This window comes from Morganella sp. HMSC11D09, from assembly GCF_001807955.1.
Classification (GTDB): Bacteria; Pseudomonadota; Gammaproteobacteria; order Enterobacterales; family Enterobacteriaceae; genus Morganella; species Morganella morganii.
In genome coordinates this window covers 1-19,471 of sequence record NZ_KV791692.1, presented here as the reverse complement: position 1 = coordinate 19,471, position 19,471 = coordinate 1, and the positions used below count along the sequence as shown (strand labels likewise).

The window sequence follows — 19,471 nt, the reverse complement described above, 5'->3', positions numbered from 1 at the left end:
GGGATATCCTCACTTCGCCGCCTTGCCACAAACCGGATGATTTAGCAGATTGATTTTTCTGTTTTCTGTTTTCTGTTTTCTGTTTTTAACAGAGTTGAAGTACATGAGGGGTTAACCGGCAAAAAAAGGAAAGCGTCAAGCGCCAGGGATGGCGCGATCCGAGCGAACAAGGATGTGTCAGCGTCTTTCCGCTTTGCCGGTTATCCCGCTGCCCGAATCTGAAAGAAGATGGTTTGATGTTTTATTCTTTTCGGCACACAGTGAGTATTCAGAAGACCTGACCGGTAAAAAAAAGAAAGCATAAAGCGCCGAGGACATGCCAGTATTTTTAAAAATATTAATAAGCGAATTATCTTATACAGGAGTATGATTCTCCGGTGGATCACATATAAAGATCCTACTGGTACACACGTACTCCGACATCGATTCCCGACGCTGTCGGGATTTTTTTGGTAAAAAAATGAACTGGTCTACATTTAAATCAACGTATCTTGTCAGGTTCTGGCAGCCGTTGCCCGCAGTGATCGCCGCCGGCATCTTATCCGCATACTACTTCGGATTAACAGGCACATTCTGGGCGGTCACCGGAGAGTTTACGCGCTGGGGCGGACACATTCTGCAACTGTTCGGCGCTCATCCGGAAAACTGGGGGTATTTTAAGGTGATCGGTTTGCAGGGCTCGCCCCTGGATCGTATCGACGGCATGATGATTATCGGTATGTTTGCCGGTTGTATCGCCGCAGCCTTATGGGCTAACAACGTCAAAATCCGCCTTCCGCAACACAAAATCCGTATCTGGCAGGCCGTTATCGGCGGCATTATCGCCGGTTTCGGGGCACGTCTTGCAATGGGGTGTAACCTGGCAGCCTTCTTTACCGGTATCCCGCAATTCTCCCTCCATGCCTGGTTCTTTGCACTGGCAACCGCCGCAGGCTCTTACTTCGGCGCAAAATTTACGCTGCTGCCGATGTTCCGCATTCCGGTCAAACTGCAAAAAGTCAGCAAAGCCTCACCGCTGACACAGGATTTGCAGCGGGCGAAACGCCGTTTTCGTCTTGGTATGCTGATCTTCCTGCTGTGTGTCACCTGGTCTCTGTTCACGCTGTTTAAATCCCCGAAACTCGGCATGGCAATGCTGTTTGGCATCGGGTTTGGTCTGCTGATTGAACGGGCGCAAATCTGTTTTACCTCCGCGTTCCGTGATGTCTGGATCACCGGGCGTACCCAGATGGCGAAAGCGATTATCCTCGGTATGGCGGTCAGTGCCATCGGCATCTACAGCTATGTGCAACTGGGCGCAGAGCCGAAAATCTTCTGGGCAGGCCCTAACGCCGTGATCGGCGGGTTGCTGTTCGGCTTCGGTATTGTGCTGGCGGGTGGTTGTGAAACCGGCTGGATGTACCGTGCCGTGGAAGGTCAGGTGCATTTCTGGTGGGTCGGTCTGGGCAATATTATCGGCGCGACGATCCTGGCTTATTACTGGGATTCCGTGGCACCGTGGCTGGCGACTGACTACGACAAAGTCAACCTGCTGGATACCTTCGGCCCGGCTGGTGGTCTGCTGGTTACTTACGGATTACTCGCCTTTGCCTTTATCCTGTTACTGATGTGGGAGAAACGTTTCTTCCGCCGGAAAAACCAGGCTGACACTGTCGCCGCTGCCGCACATTAAGGAGCACACCATGAATACCGAAAATACTGCAATTGTGCCGGATTACCGGCTGGATATGGTCGGTGAGCCGTGCCCGTATCCGGCAGTGGCGACTCTTGAAGCCATGCCGTCACTGAAACCCGGAGAGATCCTGGAAGTGGTGAGTGACTGCCCGCAATCCATCAACAATATCCCGCTGGATGCCAAAAACCACGGCTACACCGTGTTATCCATCCAGCAGGACGGGCCGACGATCCGCTATCTGATACAGAAATAATGCAGTTCCGGGCGCCGGTTATCTGCCGGTGCCCGTCAGCGTTTCAGTAATGCCACCGCAGCACGGATCCGCGCCTGTACCGGGTAACCCGGTGCCGGTGGTGCCAGTTTCAGGGCAATCTGGCGCAGCGGCTCTGCCATTACCATCGATAACAGCAAATCACTGGTTTGTGCTGCATCCGGCAGCGGCAGAAACGCCTGATGCCGGGACAGCCATTCCGCCAGCAGTGCACGTCCGCGCTCAATACCGCAGGCCTGATAGCGGGTCAGCAATAACTCCCGGCCGGGAAATTCACTGCTCAGCAGACAAAATAATCCCGCCGCCTCAGCACTGAGCACCTTGTGGCTCATGATGGTCAGATTGTTTTCAAGCAGCTGATAAAATTCATCTTTAGTCTTTGCATCCTGCATAAACAGCGGCACAAAGGAATCCGTCCAGCCGCGCACTATCTGCTCCGCCAGATCTTCACGGTTATCAGCGAACCGGTACAGCGTCTTTTTGGAGACACCCGCCTGTTTTGCCACCGCATCCATCGTCATTGCGGAATATCCCTGTGATAACAACAGACTAAGTGATGCCTCGCGGATTTTTGCAATCAGTTCTTCTTCCGGAACAACCGGACGGCCACGTCCGCGGGGTTCTGTGGCAGCTTCATTATTAGCCATACGTGCGATCCTCAATTGACAAATACCCGTTACAGGACAATATTAATTATGAAACGAAAATCGTTTCTTAATTATGGGGTATACGTCATGTCAGCGAAAAAACAAAACTTACCCCGGGCACCGGATGATATTAACCAGTTATTATCTCCTGAACCACTGCGGATGGAAATGGGTCTGGAACGCAGCGAAGAAGGGCTGCTGACAGTATCTGTCAGAACCGACCTGCACGGTTGTAAAGGGCGGATGCTGGAGTGGTGGTTCACGTTTTTTGAAACCACGCAGCATATCCGCTGGTGGCACCCACATGATCATGTGGCACATCACGGCTGGGATTCGGTCTGGAAAAAAGGGGAGAGTTATATCGGGGCGACAATCCGTGCGGTTGAGTCTCTCGGGCCGATCCCGCCGGTCGGCGCGACACTGAAATTCAACGATGCACAGGATTTCTTTGATGCGGATAAACTGGCCGCCGCGCGGCAGACGCATCAGATTTCCGGTGCTGTTTGCGCCCATATCGGGTTCGGGGATGATGTGAAAACCGATACGCTCGGTTACCCGATCGACGGAAAAATGCTGCATATAACCTATGATACAGAGTTCGGATGTGTGCTGCGCAGCCGGTTTTTACTCGGGGCGTCACTGGCGGATCCGCTGACGGAACTGCCGGATGAGATTGGTTTCGGGCTGATGAAGCACTGCTATAACGAGTTTACTTACTTGTCCCGTTTTCTGCCGTCGCTCTATTACGGCGAGCACGGTAATGATGAAAAAGCCCCGCTGCCGTGGGCATAACAGCGGATATCAGCGGGAGCCTGTTACCGGGCTTCCCGCAGATCTTATTTTCAGTGTTCCGCTTCACCGCCGAGGGCGGCAATGGTATTGCTGATCAGCGCACTCAGTTCGCCGGTCATCAGGACAAAATCAGCATCAAACCGCTGAGCAAAATCCTCGCGGTCGATATCTTCATTTTTGTCTTTTAAATCATCACTGTATTTCAGGCGTTTAAAGGAACCGTCATCAGACATCAGGAACTGAATCCGCTCTTCCCAGTCCAGTGCCAGTTTGGTGACACATTTTCCGGCTTCAATGCAGGTGGCGATTTCGTCTGATACCAGATCCTGTTTCTTACAGCGGATCACGCCGCCGTCTTCCAGAATGGCTTTCAGTTCAGCTTCATCCATCAGGGCAAAACCGGTTGGTAAATCACCGGAGCGCACCCATTCGGTCAGCGTCAGTTCAATCGGGTCTTTGGTGGTCAGCGGGATCACCGGCAGAGAGCCGAGTGTTTTACGCAACAGGGCAAGGTTATCTTCCGCCCGTTTGGCACTGGCCGCATCGACGATAATCAGGCCGCGTTCCGCATCAATCCAGATGGCGGTCTGGCTGAAACGGCTGAAGGCACGCGGCAGCAGAGCATGAACCACTTCATCTTTCAGGGAATCTTTTTCCGTTTTCTTCAGTTTGCGATGCTGCTCATGTTCCAGCTTTTCAATTTTCGCCTGCAATTCCTGTTTAATTACCGGCGATGGCAGCATTTTTTCTTCTTTTTTAGCACAGATAAGGATCTGTTTACCGGCAGCGTGAGTCAGTGCATCACCCCGGGAGCCCATCGGCGAAACCCAGCCGGTTTTCATCATATCCTGACTGCCGCACGGCGTGAATGCCATGTGTTCCAGCTGTTTTTCCAGCTCATCGGCAGACAGCGGAAACGGCGAGCTAAGGCGGTAAACGAGTATATTTTTAAACCACATCGGACAGTCCTGTTTTATGATGCGCGGTCATTGCGCGGTGAGAATTGCATCCCGCTATGATAACGGATCTTGCCGCGTTGCTCTAATGCCTTCGCGCGGAAACTTGATTGTCAGGCCGCTGCCCTGCATTATCAGAGGTATGAAAGACAGAGCGTAAATCCACAGCAGAAGGGGACAGTATGCGGATCGGTATTGATTTGGGCGGCACCAAAATTGAAGTGATCGCACTCAGTAATGAGGGGCAGGAATTATTCCGTAAACGAACGGATACGCCGCGTTTTGACTATCAGCAAACATTACAGGCGATTGCCGGGCTGGTTCACGATGCAGAAACCGCCACCGGAGAGACCGGTACTGTCGGAGTAGGGATCCCGGGAACACTGTCGCCGGTCACCGGACGGGTAAAAAATGCTAATTCGGTCTGGCTGAACGGTCAGCCGTTTGATGCGGATCTCAGTGCATTACTGCAACGGGAAGTGCGGGTGGCAAATGATGCAAACTGTTTGGCGGTCTCCGAAGCGGTTGATGGTGCAGGCGCAGGGTTTCCGGTCGTTTTCGCGGTGATTATCGGTACCGGCTGCGGTGCGGGGATTGCCCTGAACGGACAGGTTCACAGCGGTGGTAACGGTGTGGCCGGGGAGTGGGGACATAACCCGCTGCCGTGGCAGGATGAAGCCGACCGGCTGTTTAAAGGAATGGCGGATTGCTATTGCGGCAAACAGGGTTGTACCGAACTGTTTATCTCCGGCACCGGTTTTATGGCTGATTATACCGCGCTGACCGGTGAGGTCTGCAAAGGTGCGGAGATCATCCGTCGTTTGTCACAGGGCGACTTACCGGCTGAACAGGTGATGGTGAATTATGAGCAGCGGCTGGCAAAAGCGCTCGGCCAGGTCGTGAATATGCTGGACCCGGATGTGATTGTGCTGGGCGGCGGGATGAGTAACGTCGATCGCTTGTATCAGACGGTACCGGCGCTGATGCGCTCCCGTGTTTTCGGTGGTGAGTGCGATACGCCGATCCGCAAAGCGGTGCACGGTGACTCCAGTGGTGTCCGTGGTGCGGCGTGGCTGTGGCCGAAAGCCTGATAAAAAAAAGCCCGCACAAGGCGGGCAAGGCATATTTTAACACGATAACAGAAGGTAATAACGGCGCTTTGTGACAGGTAAAGCGCCTGATGCGTCCGGGAACAGCTGCGTTTAATACGCGGCTGAGTCCGGAAGATTAGTTGAAGATTCTGAAGCGGCTTTCATCATCCATAAAGGCTTTTTCGCCGGCTTCCTGTTCAATGGAACCGAACACTAACTGTGCGCGCAGTTTCCAGTCAGCCGGGATATTCCAGGCTTTGCTGACCTGCTCATCAATCACCGGGTTGTAGTGCTGCAGGGAGGCACCGATATTCTCTTCGGACAGTGCAGTCCAGACAGCAAACTGTGCGATACCGCTGGCCTGTTCAGACCAGATCGGGAAGTTATCCGCATACAGTGCGAATTGTTCCTGTAAGCCTTTGACAACGGACTGGTCTTCAAAGAACAGCACAGTACCGGCACCGGACAGGAAGGCATTATCAATTTTACCTTCGGTCGCAGCAAACGCGTCTGCCGGGACAATGGCGCGCAGTGCATCTTTCACGATATTCCACAGTTTTTTGTGGTTCTCACCAAACAGCACCACGACGCGGGATGATTGTGAGTTAAACGCAGTCGGGCTGTGTTTCACAGCTTCTTTGATGAGCGCGGCGATACGATCCTGAGAAACAGGCAGATTATTACCAAGGCTGTAAATTGTTCTGCGTTTTTTAATTAACTCGATAAATGAATTAGACATGTTACTCTCCGTTAAATTTTTTGTCGGAAAAACCGGTTTCCGCGCTCTCTTCAGTTCATGATGAACAGCATATAAGCAATGAATCAAAAAACATACCGAAAATATTTAACCTTATGTTTCAAAAAATTCGGCCGACAGAAAAATTTCCAATAAATATCATTGAATTAATCATTGTGTGCTGACAGCGTGAAAATATCACGCCGTTGTAACACGATATTCCGGCGATAATTTACTGATCCCGAGTCCGTTCATTTTTCTGACAGAGATCTGCACTGCAATACGTTCTTTCATAGCTTCAATATGGCTGATAACGCCGATGGTTTTCCCGGTGGCATTCAGGTTATCGAGCGCATCCAGCGCGATATCGAGAGTTTCCTGATCCAGCGTGCCGAAGCCTTCATCGAGGAACAGGGATTCAATCTGTGTCTTATGACTGACAAGATCAGATAAGGCCAGTGCGAGCGCCAGACTGACCAGGAACGTTTCCCCGCCGGAGAGGGTTTTGGTATCACGCTGAGTGTCTGCCTGCCAGGTATCGGTGATTTGCAGCTCCAGGCTGTCTGCCGTTTTGCGCTGCAACACATAGCGGCCATGCAGTTTCTCCAGCCGCCGGTTCGCCAGGTGGATCAGATAATCCAGCGTCAGTCCCTGAGCAAAGCGGCTGAATTTGGCACCATCGGCAGAGCCTATCAGCATGTTGAGGCGGCTGCGGTCGGTGACGTCCTGCTGATGCCGGGTGATTTTATCCAGTAAATCGCGCTGCTGTACCCGCAGATTGTCATCCGCCGTCAGCCGCCCGCGCAATTCCCCCTGACGGCTGCTCAGTTCCCGCAGTTGCTGTGCGGCGGCGGTATGTGATTCTGTCAGCTGTTGCCGGGACTGTTCGCGGAACGGCTCCGGTTGGGCGGACAGGTGCTGCTCCAGCGCGGTTCTGGCATCCCCGAGACTGGTGGCGGCTTTCAGTTGTGCCTGGTTAAGCGCTGTTTCCAGCGCCTGTAACTGTTGGTGTTCCTCTTCACTGAGCAGGGCGGCGAGGAAATCAGCCTCACCGGCAAACGGGCTTTCTGCCAGTTGCTGCTGAAAAACCTGCTGATTGTGGTGGTGCTGCTCCTGTGCATCCAGAATCTGCTGTTGCAGCCGCTTTTCTTCCCCCCGGAGCCCTGCGAGGTTTTGTTGCAGGCTGTCGCGCTGCTGTATCAGGGTTTTCAGGCGGTTTTCCGTTTCCTGCTGCTGATAAAGCAGTTTCTGTAATTCCGTGCTGATATTTTTATCACCGAACAGTGCCTGCCGTTGTTCCGTGACGGCGTTGTGCTGTTGTTGCAGTGCAGCCAGTGCGGTGGACTGTTCTGCCAGTTGTGTGGTCAGTTTTGCCTGCTGAGCCTCCAGATTTTGCTGCTGTGCGGTCAGTTCCGCGAGTTGCTGTGCACTTTGCTGTATCTGCTGTTCATTTGCGGCGAACTGATCACTTTCCTGCTGACGCTGCGCCAGCCACTCAGCGGTTTCTGCCGGTGAGGGAATGGTGTAACCAAAGGCGGTCACTGTTTGTGTCAGTGAGGTTTCCAGCGTCTGTTGCTGCTGATAAAGCTGCGTCAGACGGGCGGCCCGTTCCGTCTGCTGCTGTGACAGAAACTGCTGTTCCTGAGTGTTGTGCTGTAATGCCTGTGACAGCCGTTCACACTCAGCCTCTTCCGCCTGTAACCGGTTTTGCAGTGTTAATACCTGAGTTTCCAGGGCACGGCGGGCTTCCTGAGCCTGCTGTTGCTGCTGATACAGCCCGTCATAATGCTGAGTGATGTCATTCAGCGATGCCGGGGAATCTGTCAGGGAGTCAAATTCGCCCTCAAGACAGATTTTCTGCCACTGTGCGGTATGGGCCGCGAGGATCTCTCCGGTTTCCTGCAGTGTACTGCTCAGTTTTTCGTGTTGTGTGCGGGTAAACGCTAGCTGAGATTGCTTCGCTGCCAGTGTTTTCTCGGCCTCTCTGGCAGTGTGTGTCAGTGCTTCCAGGCGCTGTGCGGTTTCATCCGGTACTACCTGCTGATAGTCAGCGACAGCCGGGTGATCGGTACTGCCGCACAACGGACAGGGTTCTCCGGCCTGTAAACGCTGACGTTCTGCCTCCAGCCGGACAATGGTTTGCTCCAGCCGGTAACGGGCTGTCAGGTCATGCAGATGTGTCTGCTGGTCGGCCAGAACCGGTTCTTGTTGTGCAATCCATTCTGTCAGCGTTTTAATCTCTTCCTGAGAGGCATGCTGTTGTTGCAGAAGGTTTTCCCGGTTACGGGTCAGCAGGGCGATTTCCGGTGCCAGTGATGCCAGTTTTTGCAGTAATCCGCGTTTTTCACCGGTCTGTTGCAGTTGCGTGGTTAACTGCTGGTCCGGTTCAGTCTGCCGGGCCTGCTGCAATGTGGTTTGTAAGGCCGTCAGCTCTGTTTTCAGCGGCAGAACAGACTGATTGCGGGCAGCCAGTTTATTTGTCATTTCTGTGTGTGCTGCGGTCAGTGACTGTTGCTGAACTTCCCCCACCTGCTGCTGTTCTGTCAGTGCGGAAATCTGAGTCCGGTATTCCTGCCGGGTGTGCAACTCATGCCGCCACTGAACAATGGCAGACGGAAGCTCTGCTTTCTGCGCATTTTCCTGTCTGAACTGTGTGCTGAGCGCATAACTGTCACGGGTTTGCGCCAGCTGTTGCTGAAGTTGTGCTGACTGGTTTTGCAGTGCCTGCTGTTCCTGCAACTGTGCCTGATATTGCTGTTTCAGTGCATCAGACTGACTGTTCAGCAACTGCAGCCGGTTATCCAGCGGCCTGATTTCGTTCTCTGCCAGTGTTTCCAGTTGCTGATGTTGCTGTTTCAGCCCGGTGAGTAACTGTTGTTGTTCCTCACACTGACTGCTCAGTGGCTGCAGCGAGCGGGTGGTGCTCTCTGTTGTTTGTGCCAGTTCCTGCATACGGGTGGTCAGCTGTGCACTTAAGACGGCACTGTTCTGCACCGCCTCCTTGGCCGGACGCAGTTTTTCCGCCGGTTTGGCGCGGGCAAGCCGGTCAAGCTGCGGCCGGGCATCCTGTATCTGCTGCATAACAGCGGCATGCTGCTGTTGCCGCTGTTCTGTTTCTGTATTCAGTGTGTCGCGGTGCTGCCACCATTGCAGTGCGGCCTGTAACTGTGTCTGGCGGATAAGCTGAGCCTGCTCATCCGTCTGCAGTGTGGTCAGTTCAGCCTGACACGTAAGCCGTTCATCATCTGTCATCAGCCGGATAGCACCAGTCTGCGCTTCCAGCAGAGACAACGCCTGTTGCGCGGCTTTGTAGTCTTCATAAACCTGACGGGAAATCAGACGGTAAATTTCCGTACCGGTCAGTTCTTCCAGCAAATCTGCCCGTTCATTATCATCAGCATTCAGAAAAGCGGCGAAATTTCCCTGTGATAACAGAACGGAACGGGTAAAACGGGCAAAATCCAGCCCGGTGATCTCAATAATGCTCTCCCTGACCTGCGTCAGTTTGTCAGAGAGGATTTTTCCGGTGGCGCACTCAGCCAGTTCGGCCTTCGGCGGCTGAAGATTACCGTCGGCTTTATCTCTGGCGCGCCGCTGGCTCCAGAACGCGCGGTATGCTTTTCCTTTGACGGAAAATTCCACTTCGGCCAGACATTCCGCAGTATGGCGGGTCATCACATCATTCTGGGATGCGGATGTTTTTACGCGCGGGGTTTCATGGTAGAGCGCGAGACAGATAGCATCGAGTAAAGTCGTTTTCCCGGCGCCGGTCGGGCCGGTGATGGCAAACAACCCGTTTCCGGCAAAGGGTTCTGCCGTAAAATCAATCTTCCATTCGCCCTGCAGTGAATTGATATTTTTAAACCGTAATGTCAGGATCTTCATTCACTTTTTCCTTTCCGGCTGTCTGTGCGGGTATTGTTTTTTCCGCTGATACCGGTACTGATTTCACTGCTGTCACTCTCTGCCTGGTCACGAACCTGCTCACAAACGCGGCGGAAAAGGGTGGTGAGACGCGGAATATCCTCTTCTTCGGTATCACTGAGTGCCAGACGCCGGGCAAAAACATCATCCGGAGTCAGCTCATTCAGGGTTTCGCGCAGAGCTTCGCTGTTGTCTGCGGTTATCTGTCTGCGCTCGCGCCGCAGTAGGATCACTTCTGCGGCCAGCGGCTCTGTCAGTGCCTGAATGCGTTTCTGAATGTCCGGCAGGTAATCCCGCCCGGCAACTTCGATGTCCAGCCAGACCGGCTGTGTGTGTTCATCACGGGGCGGAAACTGTTCAAACGCCTGACTGATGGTATCCAGATCGCCTTTCAGGCAGACCATCGGCTGAAAACAGGGAACCGGTACCGCATCAATCGCCGTAATGCTGTTGCTATCCAGGGTGAGCAGGAAGACACTTTTTTCCTGTCCGGATTCATCAAAACTGAGCGGGACGGGGGAACCGCTGTAACGGATGGTGCCGCTGTCACCGATGGACTGTGCGCGGTGAATATGCCCGAGGGCAATGTAATCCGCCGGCGGGAAAGCACCGGCGGGAAAGGCATCCAGTGTGCCGATATAAATATCACGGACAGATTCCGATGTTTTGGCACCCACTGTTGTCAGGTGGCCGGTCATAATGATTGGGACATCTGTATCCAACTCAGTCCGTTTTGCCACCGCTCTGTCATAAAGGGACTGATAATGTGTCTGTATCGCGGTCAGCAGTGCCAGTTGTTTCTCTGCTTCGGATTGTCCGGCCTGACTTTCCAGAATATCGCGCGGCCGCAGAAACGGCACAGCACAGACAATCGCACCGGGTTGGTTCTGCTTATTATAAAGTACGATCAGATCCCGCGCCGGATCCGGCCGGGCAATCACATCCGCATTCAGGCAGGCCATCAGTTCACGGGATTCATTCAGCGTGGCAACGGCATCATGGTTACCGGCAAGCACAATCAGATGACAGCCGGTCTGTTGCAGTTGTGCAACAAAACGGTTATACAGCTCACGGGCGTAACTCGGCGGGGAGGCGGTATCAAACACATCTCCGGCGACAATCAAGGCATCCGCCTGCTGTTCTTTTATCAGGTTTATCAGCCAGTCTGAAAACTGCAGATGTTCCTGTAACCGGTTTTTAGTGTAAAAATATTGTCCGAGATGCCAGTCTGATGTGTGAATGATTTTCATATATGGTTATTCCTGCCGGGCGAACTGAATGCGCATTGCGTTAGGCGGTTTACTGAAAACAGAGTATAACGGAAATCAGGCGGTAAAAATAAATATTGGATGAATATCCAGTGTTTTACGATCTGACACGCATTTTGTGTGTAGTATGTCAGTTTAATGACATTATCTTTGCGGTGCAGGCTGAGGTATCGGCTGATATTCATAAATCTGTCACAAAAGTGACGCATAATCGCGGCACTGTCTGATGAAATGAAATTAACGGTAAACAGGGAACGCCATGGCAAGACGAATTTTAGTCGTTGAAGATGAAGCACCTATCCGTGAAATGGTCTGTTTTGTACTGGAGCAGAATGGCTATCAGCCTATCGAGGCGGATGATTATGATGCGGCCATTGCCCGGCTGGTGGAGCCTTTCCCTGATCTTGTCCTGCTGGACTGGATGATCCCGGGCGGTTCTGGTATTCAGGTTATCAAACATATGAAACGGGACAGTCAGTTGCGGGAAATCCCGGTGATGATGCTGACAGCGCGCGGTGAAGAGGAAGACCGTGTCAAAGGTCTGGAAACCGGCGCGGATGATTATCTGACCAAACCCTTCTCACCGAAAGAGTTAGTGGCCCGTGTTAAAGCGATTCTGCGGCGCATCTCCCCGATGGCGGCGGATGACCTTATCGCCATGAACGGCCTGACACTCGACCCGGCATCCCACCGCGTAACCAGTAATGAGAATCCGCTGGAAATGGGACCAACCGAATTCAAACTGCTGCACTTCTTTATGACTCATCCGGAGCGGGTTTACAGCCGTGAACAGCTGCTGAACTATGTCTGGGGGGAAAATGTCTATGTTGAGGACCGCACGGTGGATGTGCATATCCGCCGCCTGCGCAAGGCGCTGGAAGCGGACGGACACGATAAAATGATACAGACAGTCCGGGGAACGGGTTACCGCTTCTCTGTCCGTTACTGATAATAATGTTAAACCGCAAGAGGATCGCGCGTGCTTGAGCGTCTTTCGTGGAAAAAAATTGTACTGGAATTACTGGTTTTCTGCCTGCCGGCACTCTTTTTGTCACTTTTTTTCGGCTATACCGGCTGGTTTCTTGCCGGTGCCCTGTTTGCCGCTGCCGTCTGGCACAGCTATAACTTACTGAAATTGTCCGACTGGCTGTGGCTGGATCGCAGTATGCTGCCACCGCCCGGCCGCAGCAGCTGGGAGCCGATTTTTTACGGTATCTACCAGCTTCAGCAGCGTAACCGCAAGCGCCGCCGTGAACTCGCCACCCTGATCAAACGCTTTCGCAGCGGGGCAGAATCCCTGCCGGATGCGGTGGTGATGATGACAGAAGACGGCAATATTTTCTGGTGTAACAAACATGCCCAGCACCTTCTCGGTTTCCGCTGGCCGGATGATAACGGGCAGCACATCTTTAACCTTCTGCGTTACCCGGATTTCAGCCGTTATCTGACTGCAGGTGACTATACCCTGCCGCTGACGCTGGAACTGAATAACGGCAGCATGATGGAATTGCGCATCATGCCGTATTCAGAAGGGCAGTTGCTGATGGTTGCCCGCGATGTGACGGAAAAACGCCGTCTTGAAAACTCGCGGCGTGATTTCTTTGCCAATGTCAGTCACGAACTGCGCACGCCGCTGACGGTTTTGCAGGGCTATCTGGAGATGCTCGCGGATCAGGATTTTGATAATCCGATGAATAAAAAAGCGATTCTGACCATGCAGGAGCAGACCCGCCGTATGGACGGCATGGTTAAACAGCTTTTGCAGCTCTCAAAAATTGAAGTGGCTGTCAAAAGCGGGCTGGATCAGGTTGTGGATGTGCCGGGGATGCTGATAATGCTTCAGCAGGAAGCCGTGACGCTCAGCCGGGGTAACCATGACATCCGCTTTGCGGTGGATGACAAACTGAAGATTTTCGGGGATGAGGAAGAGCTGCGCAGCGCCATGTCGAACCTGGTGTATAACGCGGTAAATCATACTCCGGAAAATACACGGATTGAGGTCAGCTGGGCGCTGCGTAACGGTAACGCGGTGTTCAGTGTGAAAGATAACGGTCCGGGCATTCCGGCGGAACATCTGTCCCGCCTGACTGAACGTTTTTACCGCGTGGATAAATCCCGTTCGCGGCAGACCGGCGGCTCCGGTCTGGGGCTGGCGATAGTGAAGCACGCTTTACAGCATCACCACACCCATCTGGATATTACCAGCAAACCCGGGCAGGGAACGGAGTTCAGTTTTACCATTTCTGCGCGGCTTATCGCTAAGTCTTCTCATTAAAGCGGCTTTTGCCGCTTTCTTTATTTAATCGCTGCTAATTTCAGCAGATTTAAAATGTCTGATTAAAATATAAACAAATCATATAGTGTTTATTGAAGCTTACATAACAGCAATCGCTGCTTTGGAAATAGACTTCGGTATATAGTTCTGGTTTTTGCTTTGACTATTGCCTTTCTGCGCTATAAAAGTTTTACTTGTAGTGAGTTATTGGCAAATATCACTGTTTTTTAAATATAATCACTATAGTTATTAACTTAATATGAATAACGTAGTGCTAATAGAATGTTAAAACAGCAGGAGATAGCGCCGGTGACAGATCAGGGAGTTGGATTTTTATTTCCGATATTTTTATTGAATATTTCACATTAAATTAACAGTAACAGACAAAAATAATATGGCGCATCGTTTAACTTCACGAGATATTTTAGCCTTAGGTTTTATGACCTTCGCGCTGTTTGTCGGGGCGGGAAATATTATATTTCCGCCAATGGTCGGCCTTCAGGCCGGCGAAATGGTCTGGACGGCGGCAGCCGGGTTCCTGATCACCGGCGTTGGTTTACCGGTTCTGACAGTGATCGCACTTGCAAAAGTCGGTGGCGGTATTGAGGCACTCAGTACACCAGTCGGTAAATACGCCGGGCTGCTGCTGGCTGTTGTGGCCTATCTGTCCGTCGGGCCGTTGTTTGCCACGCCGCGTACAGCCACCGTTTCTTATAAAATCGGGATTGCGCCGCTGGCAGGCGGAGAATCTGATATTTCCCTGCTGATTTACAGCGTAATCTATTTTGCCTGTGTGATCGGTATTTCTCTGTATCCGGGTAAATTGCTGGACAGCGTCGGCCATGTGCTGGCACCGGTTAAAATGCTGGCTCTGGCTATCCTCGGGGTGGCTGCGGTCATGTGGCCGGCCGGTGATGCCATTATGGCAACGCCGGAGTATAAAGAAATGGCGTTCTCCAACGGGTTTATTAATGGTTATCTGACCATGGATACCCTCGGCGCAATGGTCTTCGGGATTGTCATTGTTAATGCCGCCCGTTCGCGCGGAGTGGAAAACTCCTCACTGCTGACCCGCTATACCATGTGGGCCGGGCTGATTGCCGGTGTGCTGCTGACTCTGGTCTATCTGGCACTGTTCAAATTAGGGGAAAACAGCGGGTCGATTATCCCGAACCCTGCCGATGGTGCGGAAATTCTGCATGAGTATGTCCAGTATACTTTCGGTAACTACGGCAGCTTCTTCCTGGCGGTACTGATTTTTGTGGCCTGTATGGTAACGGCGATCGGCCTGACCTGCGCCTGTGCGGAATTCTTCAGCCGTTATCTGCCGATTTCTTACCGTACTCTGGTGTGGATCCTCGGTGCGTTCTCCATGGTGATCTCCAACCTGGGGCTGAGCAAGTTGATTGCATTCTCCATTCCGGTGCTGGTATCCATTTATCCGCCGTGTATTGTGCTGATCCTGCTGAGTTTCACACTGCGTTTCTGGAAAAAACCGGGACGGGTGGTTGCGCCGGCAATGCTGGTCAGCCTGATCCTCGGGACGATGGGTGCTCTGAAAGCCACTAAAATGTTCGGCCCTTATATGCCGTCATGGATTGAGTCGCTGCCGTTCTTTAAATATGACCTGGCGTGGCTTGCGCCGTCACTGGCGGTGCTGGTGGTTTCCATTGTGGTTGATCGCCTGATGGGCGCTGAGCCGGAAGTGAATCACAAACACGCCTGATAGTCCGGATTATAAAAATACCCTGTCATGTGCGGGGTATTTTTTTGCCCGTTATTCAGGCACAAAAAAACCAGCCCGCAGGCTGGTTTTTGTATCTCTTAACTGCCGGAACTTACAGTTTGCCGGAGTTCTTTTTCAGGAAGTCAGCAACGCCTTTCGGAGATGCATTCATACCTTCCTGACCTTTTTCCCACTGTGCAGGGCATACATCGCCGTGCTCTTCGTGGAATTGCAGTGCGTCAACCATACGCAGCATTTCGTCTACGTTACGGCCCAGCGGCAGGTCGTTGACGACCTGATGACGGACAACACCGTTTTTGTCCACCAGGAAAGAACCGCGCAGAGCAACACCGGCTTCCGGAAACTCAACACCGTAAGCTCGCATGATGTCATGTTTGATATCCGCAATCATCGGATACTGAACCGGACCGATACCGCCATCGTCGATAGCAGTGTTACGCCATGCGTTATGAACAAACTCAGAGTCCATAGACACACCAATCACTTCCACACCGCGTTTTTTGAATTCTTCATAGCGGTGATCGAATGCGATCAGCTCAGAAGGGCAGACGAAAGTGAAGTCCATCGGCCAGAAGAAGATAACAGCCGGACGGCCGTTCAGGTGTTTTTTCAGATTGAAGTTATCAACAATTTCACCGTTACCCATAACGGCTGCAGCTGTAAAATCGGGGGCTTGACGGGTTACCAGAACCATAATTTACTCCTGTAAGATTATATAGAGTATGGCAATAAACAACAGACAGAATAAAGAATCCGGGGATGGTATTAAAGATCATAATACCGATTAATATAATAGGTTTTACCTATCAATAGTTCATTATTCTATCTGCTACCCGAATAAGATAGAGTTATTTGAGTAAAGTTCAAGTGCTAATTGTGTGAATGAACGTAAAAACCGTTACTGACCTGTAAACGGCTTTGTCACACTGTCCATCATCTGCGGATAGAAGCGGAAGAATATCTTTTCAAGAGACTGATAATTATCGGTAAAATCCTGATTTGTCTCCCTGAGCGCGGCAAGTTTCGGACGTCGTTTTGCCATCCCCGCCAACACCTGTCCGATATAGGGGATCTCCTGATAACGGATTAACCAGCGCTGCGGCCACATAAATTCATTCAGCTCCTGAAATTTCACCGGTGTAAATGCCAGTTGTGGCTCAATCACTGTGCGGACGTGTTGTGTGAAATCGGTCAGCGACGTTTTCGGTTCAAACTGAGACCAGTGCAGGGAAAGAAAATGATCCCAGACCACATCCAGCGTGATCGGCGCGTAGCGGCGGTATTCCGGGCGGAACAGCTGACGGGCTTCCCGCACCAGCGGGTGTGAATCGGTCAGGGTATCAATACGCCGGTGCAGCCGGATCCCCGCCGCGACCGGTGCGCTGTACTGTTCTTCCGGTGTGCCGCGGACAAAATCGGCCATCAGATTGCCGAGAAAACTGCTGTTTGCCAGTGAGGCAAGGTGGAGATGTGCGAGAAAATTCATAATACCGCAGCCTTTTATTCCGCCGTCGGCGGGTTATTTCTTGCGCCCTGCTTACCGGGGCACTAGACTATTGCGCCTGTTTTTCTTTTTGAGATGAAACCGAGAATCTCATGCGTGTTGCCGATTTTACTTTTGAACTGCCGGACGAACTGATTGCCCGCTACCCGCAGGCGGAGCGGAGCAAGTGTCGTCTGTTATCGCTTGATGGTATCAGTGGTGAACTGAACCACGGTATCTTCACCGAAGTGCTGAATAAACTCAATCCCGGTGATCTGCTGGTATTTAATGATACCCGCGTGATCCCCGCCAGAATGTTCGGCCGCAAAGCCTCCGGCGGAAAGATTGAAGTGCTGGTGGAGCGGATGCTGGATGAGCACCGTGTACTGGCGCATGTCCGCGCATCGAAAGCACCGAAAGAGGGTGCGGAGCTGCTGCTGGGCGAAGATGAGAGCGTGAAAGCCACAATGGTGGCGCGTCACGATGCGCTGTTTGAAATCCGTTTTGATGATGAGCGCGATGTGCTGACCATTCTGAATCAGATTGGTCATATGCCGCTGCCACCTTATATTGACCGCCCTGATGAAGAGTCGGATCGCGAGTTATACCAGACCGTGTATAATGACCGCCCCGGCGCGGTGGCCGCACCGACTGCCGGGCTGCACTTTGATGAGCCGCTGCTGGCGGCACTGCGCGAAAAAGGCGTGGAAATGGCCTTTGTCACCCTGCATGTCGGGGCGGGTACTTTCCAGCCGGTGCGTGTGGATAACATCGAAGATCACATCATGCACTCCGAATATGCGGAAGTGCCGCAGAATGTGGTTGATGCCGTGCTGGCGTGTAAAGCGCGGGGTAATAAAGTGATTGCGGTCGGCACAACATCCGTGCGCTCCCTGGAAAGTGCGGCGAAAGCGGCACAGGATGCACTGATAGCGCCATTCTTTGATGATACCCAAATCTTTATTTATCCGGGATATGAGTATCAGGTGGTGGATGCGCTGATCACCAATTTCCATCTGCCGGAATCCACGCTGATTATGCTGGTTTCCGCCTTTGCCGGTTATCAGCACACCATGCAGGCGTATGAAGCGGCGGTGCGTGAACGTTACCGTTTCTTCAGCTACGGGGATGCGATGTTTATTACCCGCAACCCGCAGGCGAAATTTGAAAAAGTTGGTCACGACGACTGATATACTACAGAATTATTGATCCGGCAGATTTCAGCGACTGCTGACTGACTGCCGCTAATTAAACATCATCAGACTGTTTTTCTGATAGCAAAGTCTGATATGAAAAAATGACAGTGTTTTTAATCGTTTTAAATCAGCCGGTTAGAAGTGATAGGTGACATTCCTTTCCGGCCTGATTTCCTTTCTGTGCCAAAAATGTGACAACGTTGCTGTATTTGGCTAAATGTTCACCACTAAGGTGGGCGTATTTATTAACCATTTCCAACTTCTCCCATCCTCCCATTTCTTTCAGTACCATTAATGGGGTTCCGTTCTGAACGTGCCAACTTGCCCAGGTGTGCCGCAGGTCATGAAAACGGAAATCATCGATACCTGACAAATTCATGGCGCGTCTGAAATCGTGCCTGTAAATGTCGTTGCGCTGTTTACCATCCTCGCCGAACACATACTCACCTTCATGCGGTATATTGCTCAGTATGCTCACTGCATCGTCATTTAGCGGTATAGCTCTGCCCCTGCCGGATTTTGCTTTCGATGCCGTTATGATTGCCACTCTGCGCGACAAATCAACATGCTTCCATTCCAGCGATAATATTTCCGTTTTCCGTGCGCCGGTTAGCAGCGCAAATGAGACAACGTTTCGCATCCAGTCATTCGCCAGGCTGTTTATCAGCGCTATGGCCTGATGTCGTTCCAGCCACCGGACTCTTACCTTTGGTTCGCGTGATCTTTCTGTATGGACATGACCAACCGGCCATCCCATTTTCTGAGCCAGTGAAATGCCGCGCATGATGAATGCCAGATACCGGTTTTTTGTTGACCCTGATAACCGGCGTTTGGTTTTCGGGTTATAATCCGGCAGTGAGTTCATTATCTCTTCGGAGCGAATTGACGACAGTTTCCGGCCACGGAACAATCCCAAAAAGTAACGGGCATAAATCTGTTTATTCACATAGCACGACTGCCCTTCTGCATCCCTGAGCGCCAGAATAACCACTTCCTCAAAGTATCGTTCTGGCTGCTTATTCAGCTTGTCCATCTGCCAAAGGTCATGCTTAAGCTTATCGTGATATTCCTGAGCCTTTACCTTGTCAGCGGTGCCAGTAGTTTTTCTAATTCTCGTTCCGTCTGGGGCGGACACATCGACCCAGTATGTTTTACCCCTTTTGTAGACAGGCATTTTCCTTTTCTCCCGCCGCTTATCACGGCCAGCCGGTAAACATTATTGTTGTTAAGGCGGTCTTCTTCAAACTTTTTCAGACTCTGATCGCTGGCTCTCCATGAACCACCGACCCGGAACATGTGGTATTTCTCCGGATTACGGTAAATGGTCGCCTCAGACAGCCTGAGTTTTTTCGCGTAATCCTTTATTGTCATCAGGCCGTCATCCATCCTTCATCTCCTTCTGTAACGTAC

Annotated in this window: 17 protein-coding genes; 8 read left to right on the top strand and 9 right to left on the bottom strand. The window is 51.9% G+C overall.

All coding sequences use genetic code 11. The features are described from left to right. The first annotated feature begins 460 nt into the window (after positions 1 to 460). Both yedE and yedF read left to right on the top strand, forming a co-directional pair. Positions 461 to 1,672 carry a selenium metabolism membrane protein YedE/FdhT gene (gene yedE / locus HMPREF3119_RS10105; protein WP_004236404.1) on the top strand — a complete coding sequence of 404 codons (1,212 nt, stop codon included), beginning with the start codon at positions 461 to 463 and terminating at the stop codon, positions 1,670 to 1,672. 10 nt (positions 1,673 to 1,682) lie between these two features. Then, entirely contained in the window at positions 1,683 to 1,928 is a 246-nt protein-coding gene (gene yedF, locus HMPREF3119_RS10100; RefSeq protein WP_004236405.1) for a sulfurtransferase-like selenium metabolism protein YedF, read from the top strand. 35 nt (positions 1,929 to 1,963) lie between these two features. Here yedF and HMPREF3119_RS10095 read toward each other — a convergent pair whose 3' ends face one another. Then, entirely contained in the window at positions 1,964 to 2,593 is a 630-nt protein-coding gene (locus HMPREF3119_RS10095) for a TetR/AcrR family transcriptional regulator (RefSeq protein WP_070579599.1), read from the bottom strand. An 87-nt stretch (positions 2,594 to 2,680) separates the two neighbouring features. On the opposite strand from HMPREF3119_RS10095, the gene HMPREF3119_RS10090 reads away from it, so the two are divergent. Next, positions 2,681 to 3,385, top strand: a complete 705-nt coding sequence (locus HMPREF3119_RS10090; RefSeq protein WP_004236407.1) for a DAPG hydrolase family protein — start codon at positions 2,681 to 2,683, stop codon at positions 3,383 to 3,385. A 50-nt stretch (positions 3,386 to 3,435) separates the two neighbouring features. Here HMPREF3119_RS10090 and rdgC read toward each other — a convergent pair whose 3' ends face one another. Beyond that, positions 3,436 to 4,344: a recombination-associated protein RdgC gene (gene rdgC, locus HMPREF3119_RS10085; protein WP_004240426.1), complete on the bottom strand. Its 909-nt coding sequence runs from the start codon at positions 4,342 to 4,344 to the stop codon at positions 3,436 to 3,438. 179 nt (positions 4,345 to 4,523) lie between these two features. On the opposite strand from rdgC, the gene mak reads away from it, so the two are divergent. Beyond that, the gene (gene mak / locus HMPREF3119_RS10080; protein ID WP_004236409.1) at positions 4,524 to 5,432 is read left to right on the top strand and encodes a fructokinase; all 909 of its coding nucleotides are present in this window, start codon (positions 4,524 to 4,526) and stop codon (positions 5,430 to 5,432) included. 136 nt (positions 5,433 to 5,568) lie between these two features. Here the strand turns inward: mak and HMPREF3119_RS10075 are convergent, their stop codons facing one another. The 3 genes from HMPREF3119_RS10075 to sbcD form a co-directional block, all read right to left on the bottom strand. Beyond that, complete coding sequence (locus HMPREF3119_RS10075; RefSeq protein ID WP_004236410.1) at positions 5,569 to 6,171, bottom strand: nitroreductase family protein; 603 nt, start codon at positions 6,169 to 6,171, stop codon at positions 5,569 to 5,571. Positions 6,172 to 6,366: 195 nt separating this feature from the next. After that, positions 6,367 to 10,053, bottom strand: a complete 3,687-nt coding sequence (locus tag HMPREF3119_RS10070; protein ID WP_070579597.1) for an AAA family ATPase — start codon at positions 10,051 to 10,053, stop codon at positions 6,367 to 6,369. Then, positions 10,050 to 11,342: an exonuclease subunit SbcD gene (sbcD, locus tag HMPREF3119_RS10065; protein WP_070579594.1), complete on the bottom strand. Its 1,293-nt coding sequence runs from the start codon at positions 11,340 to 11,342 to the stop codon at positions 10,050 to 10,052. The genes HMPREF3119_RS10070 and sbcD overlap by 4 nt, the downstream gene beginning before the upstream one ends. Positions 11,343 to 11,619: 277 nt before the next feature. Here sbcD and phoB point away from each other — a divergent pair, with 277 nt between their 5' ends. The 3 genes from phoB (at position 11,620) to brnQ (ending at position 15,361) form a co-directional block, all read left to right on the top strand. Continuing rightward, on the top strand, positions 11,620 to 12,309 hold the full coding sequence (gene phoB, locus HMPREF3119_RS10060) for a phosphate regulon transcriptional regulator PhoB (protein WP_004236414.1): 690 nt from the start codon (positions 11,620 to 11,622) through the stop codon (positions 12,307 to 12,309). 30 nt (positions 12,310 to 12,339) lie between these two features. Further along, the gene (gene phoR, locus HMPREF3119_RS10055) at positions 12,340 to 13,635 is read left to right on the top strand and encodes a phosphate regulon sensor histidine kinase PhoR (protein WP_070579591.1); all 1,296 of its coding nucleotides are present in this window, start codon (positions 12,340 to 12,342) and stop codon (positions 13,633 to 13,635) included. Positions 13,636 to 14,029: 394 nt separating this feature from the next. Then, on the top strand, positions 14,030 to 15,361 hold the full coding sequence (gene brnQ / locus HMPREF3119_RS10050) for a branched-chain amino acid transport system II carrier protein (RefSeq protein WP_036421104.1): 1,332 nt from the start codon (positions 14,030 to 14,032) through the stop codon (positions 15,359 to 15,361). Between the two features lie 112 nt (positions 15,362 to 15,473). Here the strand turns inward: brnQ and HMPREF3119_RS10045 are convergent, their stop codons facing one another. Both HMPREF3119_RS10045 and HMPREF3119_RS10040 read right to left on the bottom strand, forming a co-directional pair. Then, on the bottom strand, positions 15,474 to 16,076 hold the full coding sequence (locus HMPREF3119_RS10045; protein ID WP_004240420.1) for a peroxiredoxin C: 603 nt from the start codon (positions 16,074 to 16,076) through the stop codon (positions 15,474 to 15,476). A 204-nt stretch (positions 16,077 to 16,280) separates the two neighbouring features. Beyond that, positions 16,281 to 16,868, bottom strand: coding sequence for an acyl carrier protein phosphodiesterase (locus tag HMPREF3119_RS10040; RefSeq protein WP_004236418.1), 588 nt, complete (start codon positions 16,866 to 16,868; stop codon positions 16,281 to 16,283). 110 nt (positions 16,869 to 16,978) lie between these two features. Here HMPREF3119_RS10040 and queA point away from each other — a divergent pair, with 110 nt between their 5' ends. Next, positions 16,979 to 18,055, top strand: a complete 1,077-nt coding sequence (queA, locus tag HMPREF3119_RS10035; protein ID WP_004236420.1) for a tRNA preQ1(34) S-adenosylmethionine ribosyltransferase-isomerase QueA — start codon at positions 16,979 to 16,981, stop codon at positions 18,053 to 18,055. 133 nt (positions 18,056 to 18,188) lie between these two features. Here queA and HMPREF3119_RS10030 read toward each other — a convergent pair whose 3' ends face one another. Both HMPREF3119_RS10030 and HMPREF3119_RS19155 read right to left on the bottom strand, forming a co-directional pair. After that, entirely contained in the window at positions 18,189 to 19,235 is a 1,047-nt protein-coding gene (locus HMPREF3119_RS10030) for a site-specific integrase (protein WP_070579588.1), read from the bottom strand. Continuing rightward, positions 19,139 to 19,447: a hypothetical protein gene (locus tag HMPREF3119_RS19155; protein ID WP_139144844.1), complete on the bottom strand. Its 309-nt coding sequence runs from the start codon at positions 19,445 to 19,447 to the stop codon at positions 19,139 to 19,141. Before HMPREF3119_RS19155 ends, HMPREF3119_RS10030 begins: the two co-directional genes overlap by 97 nt. Positions 19,448 to 19,471 lie beyond the last annotated feature (24 nt).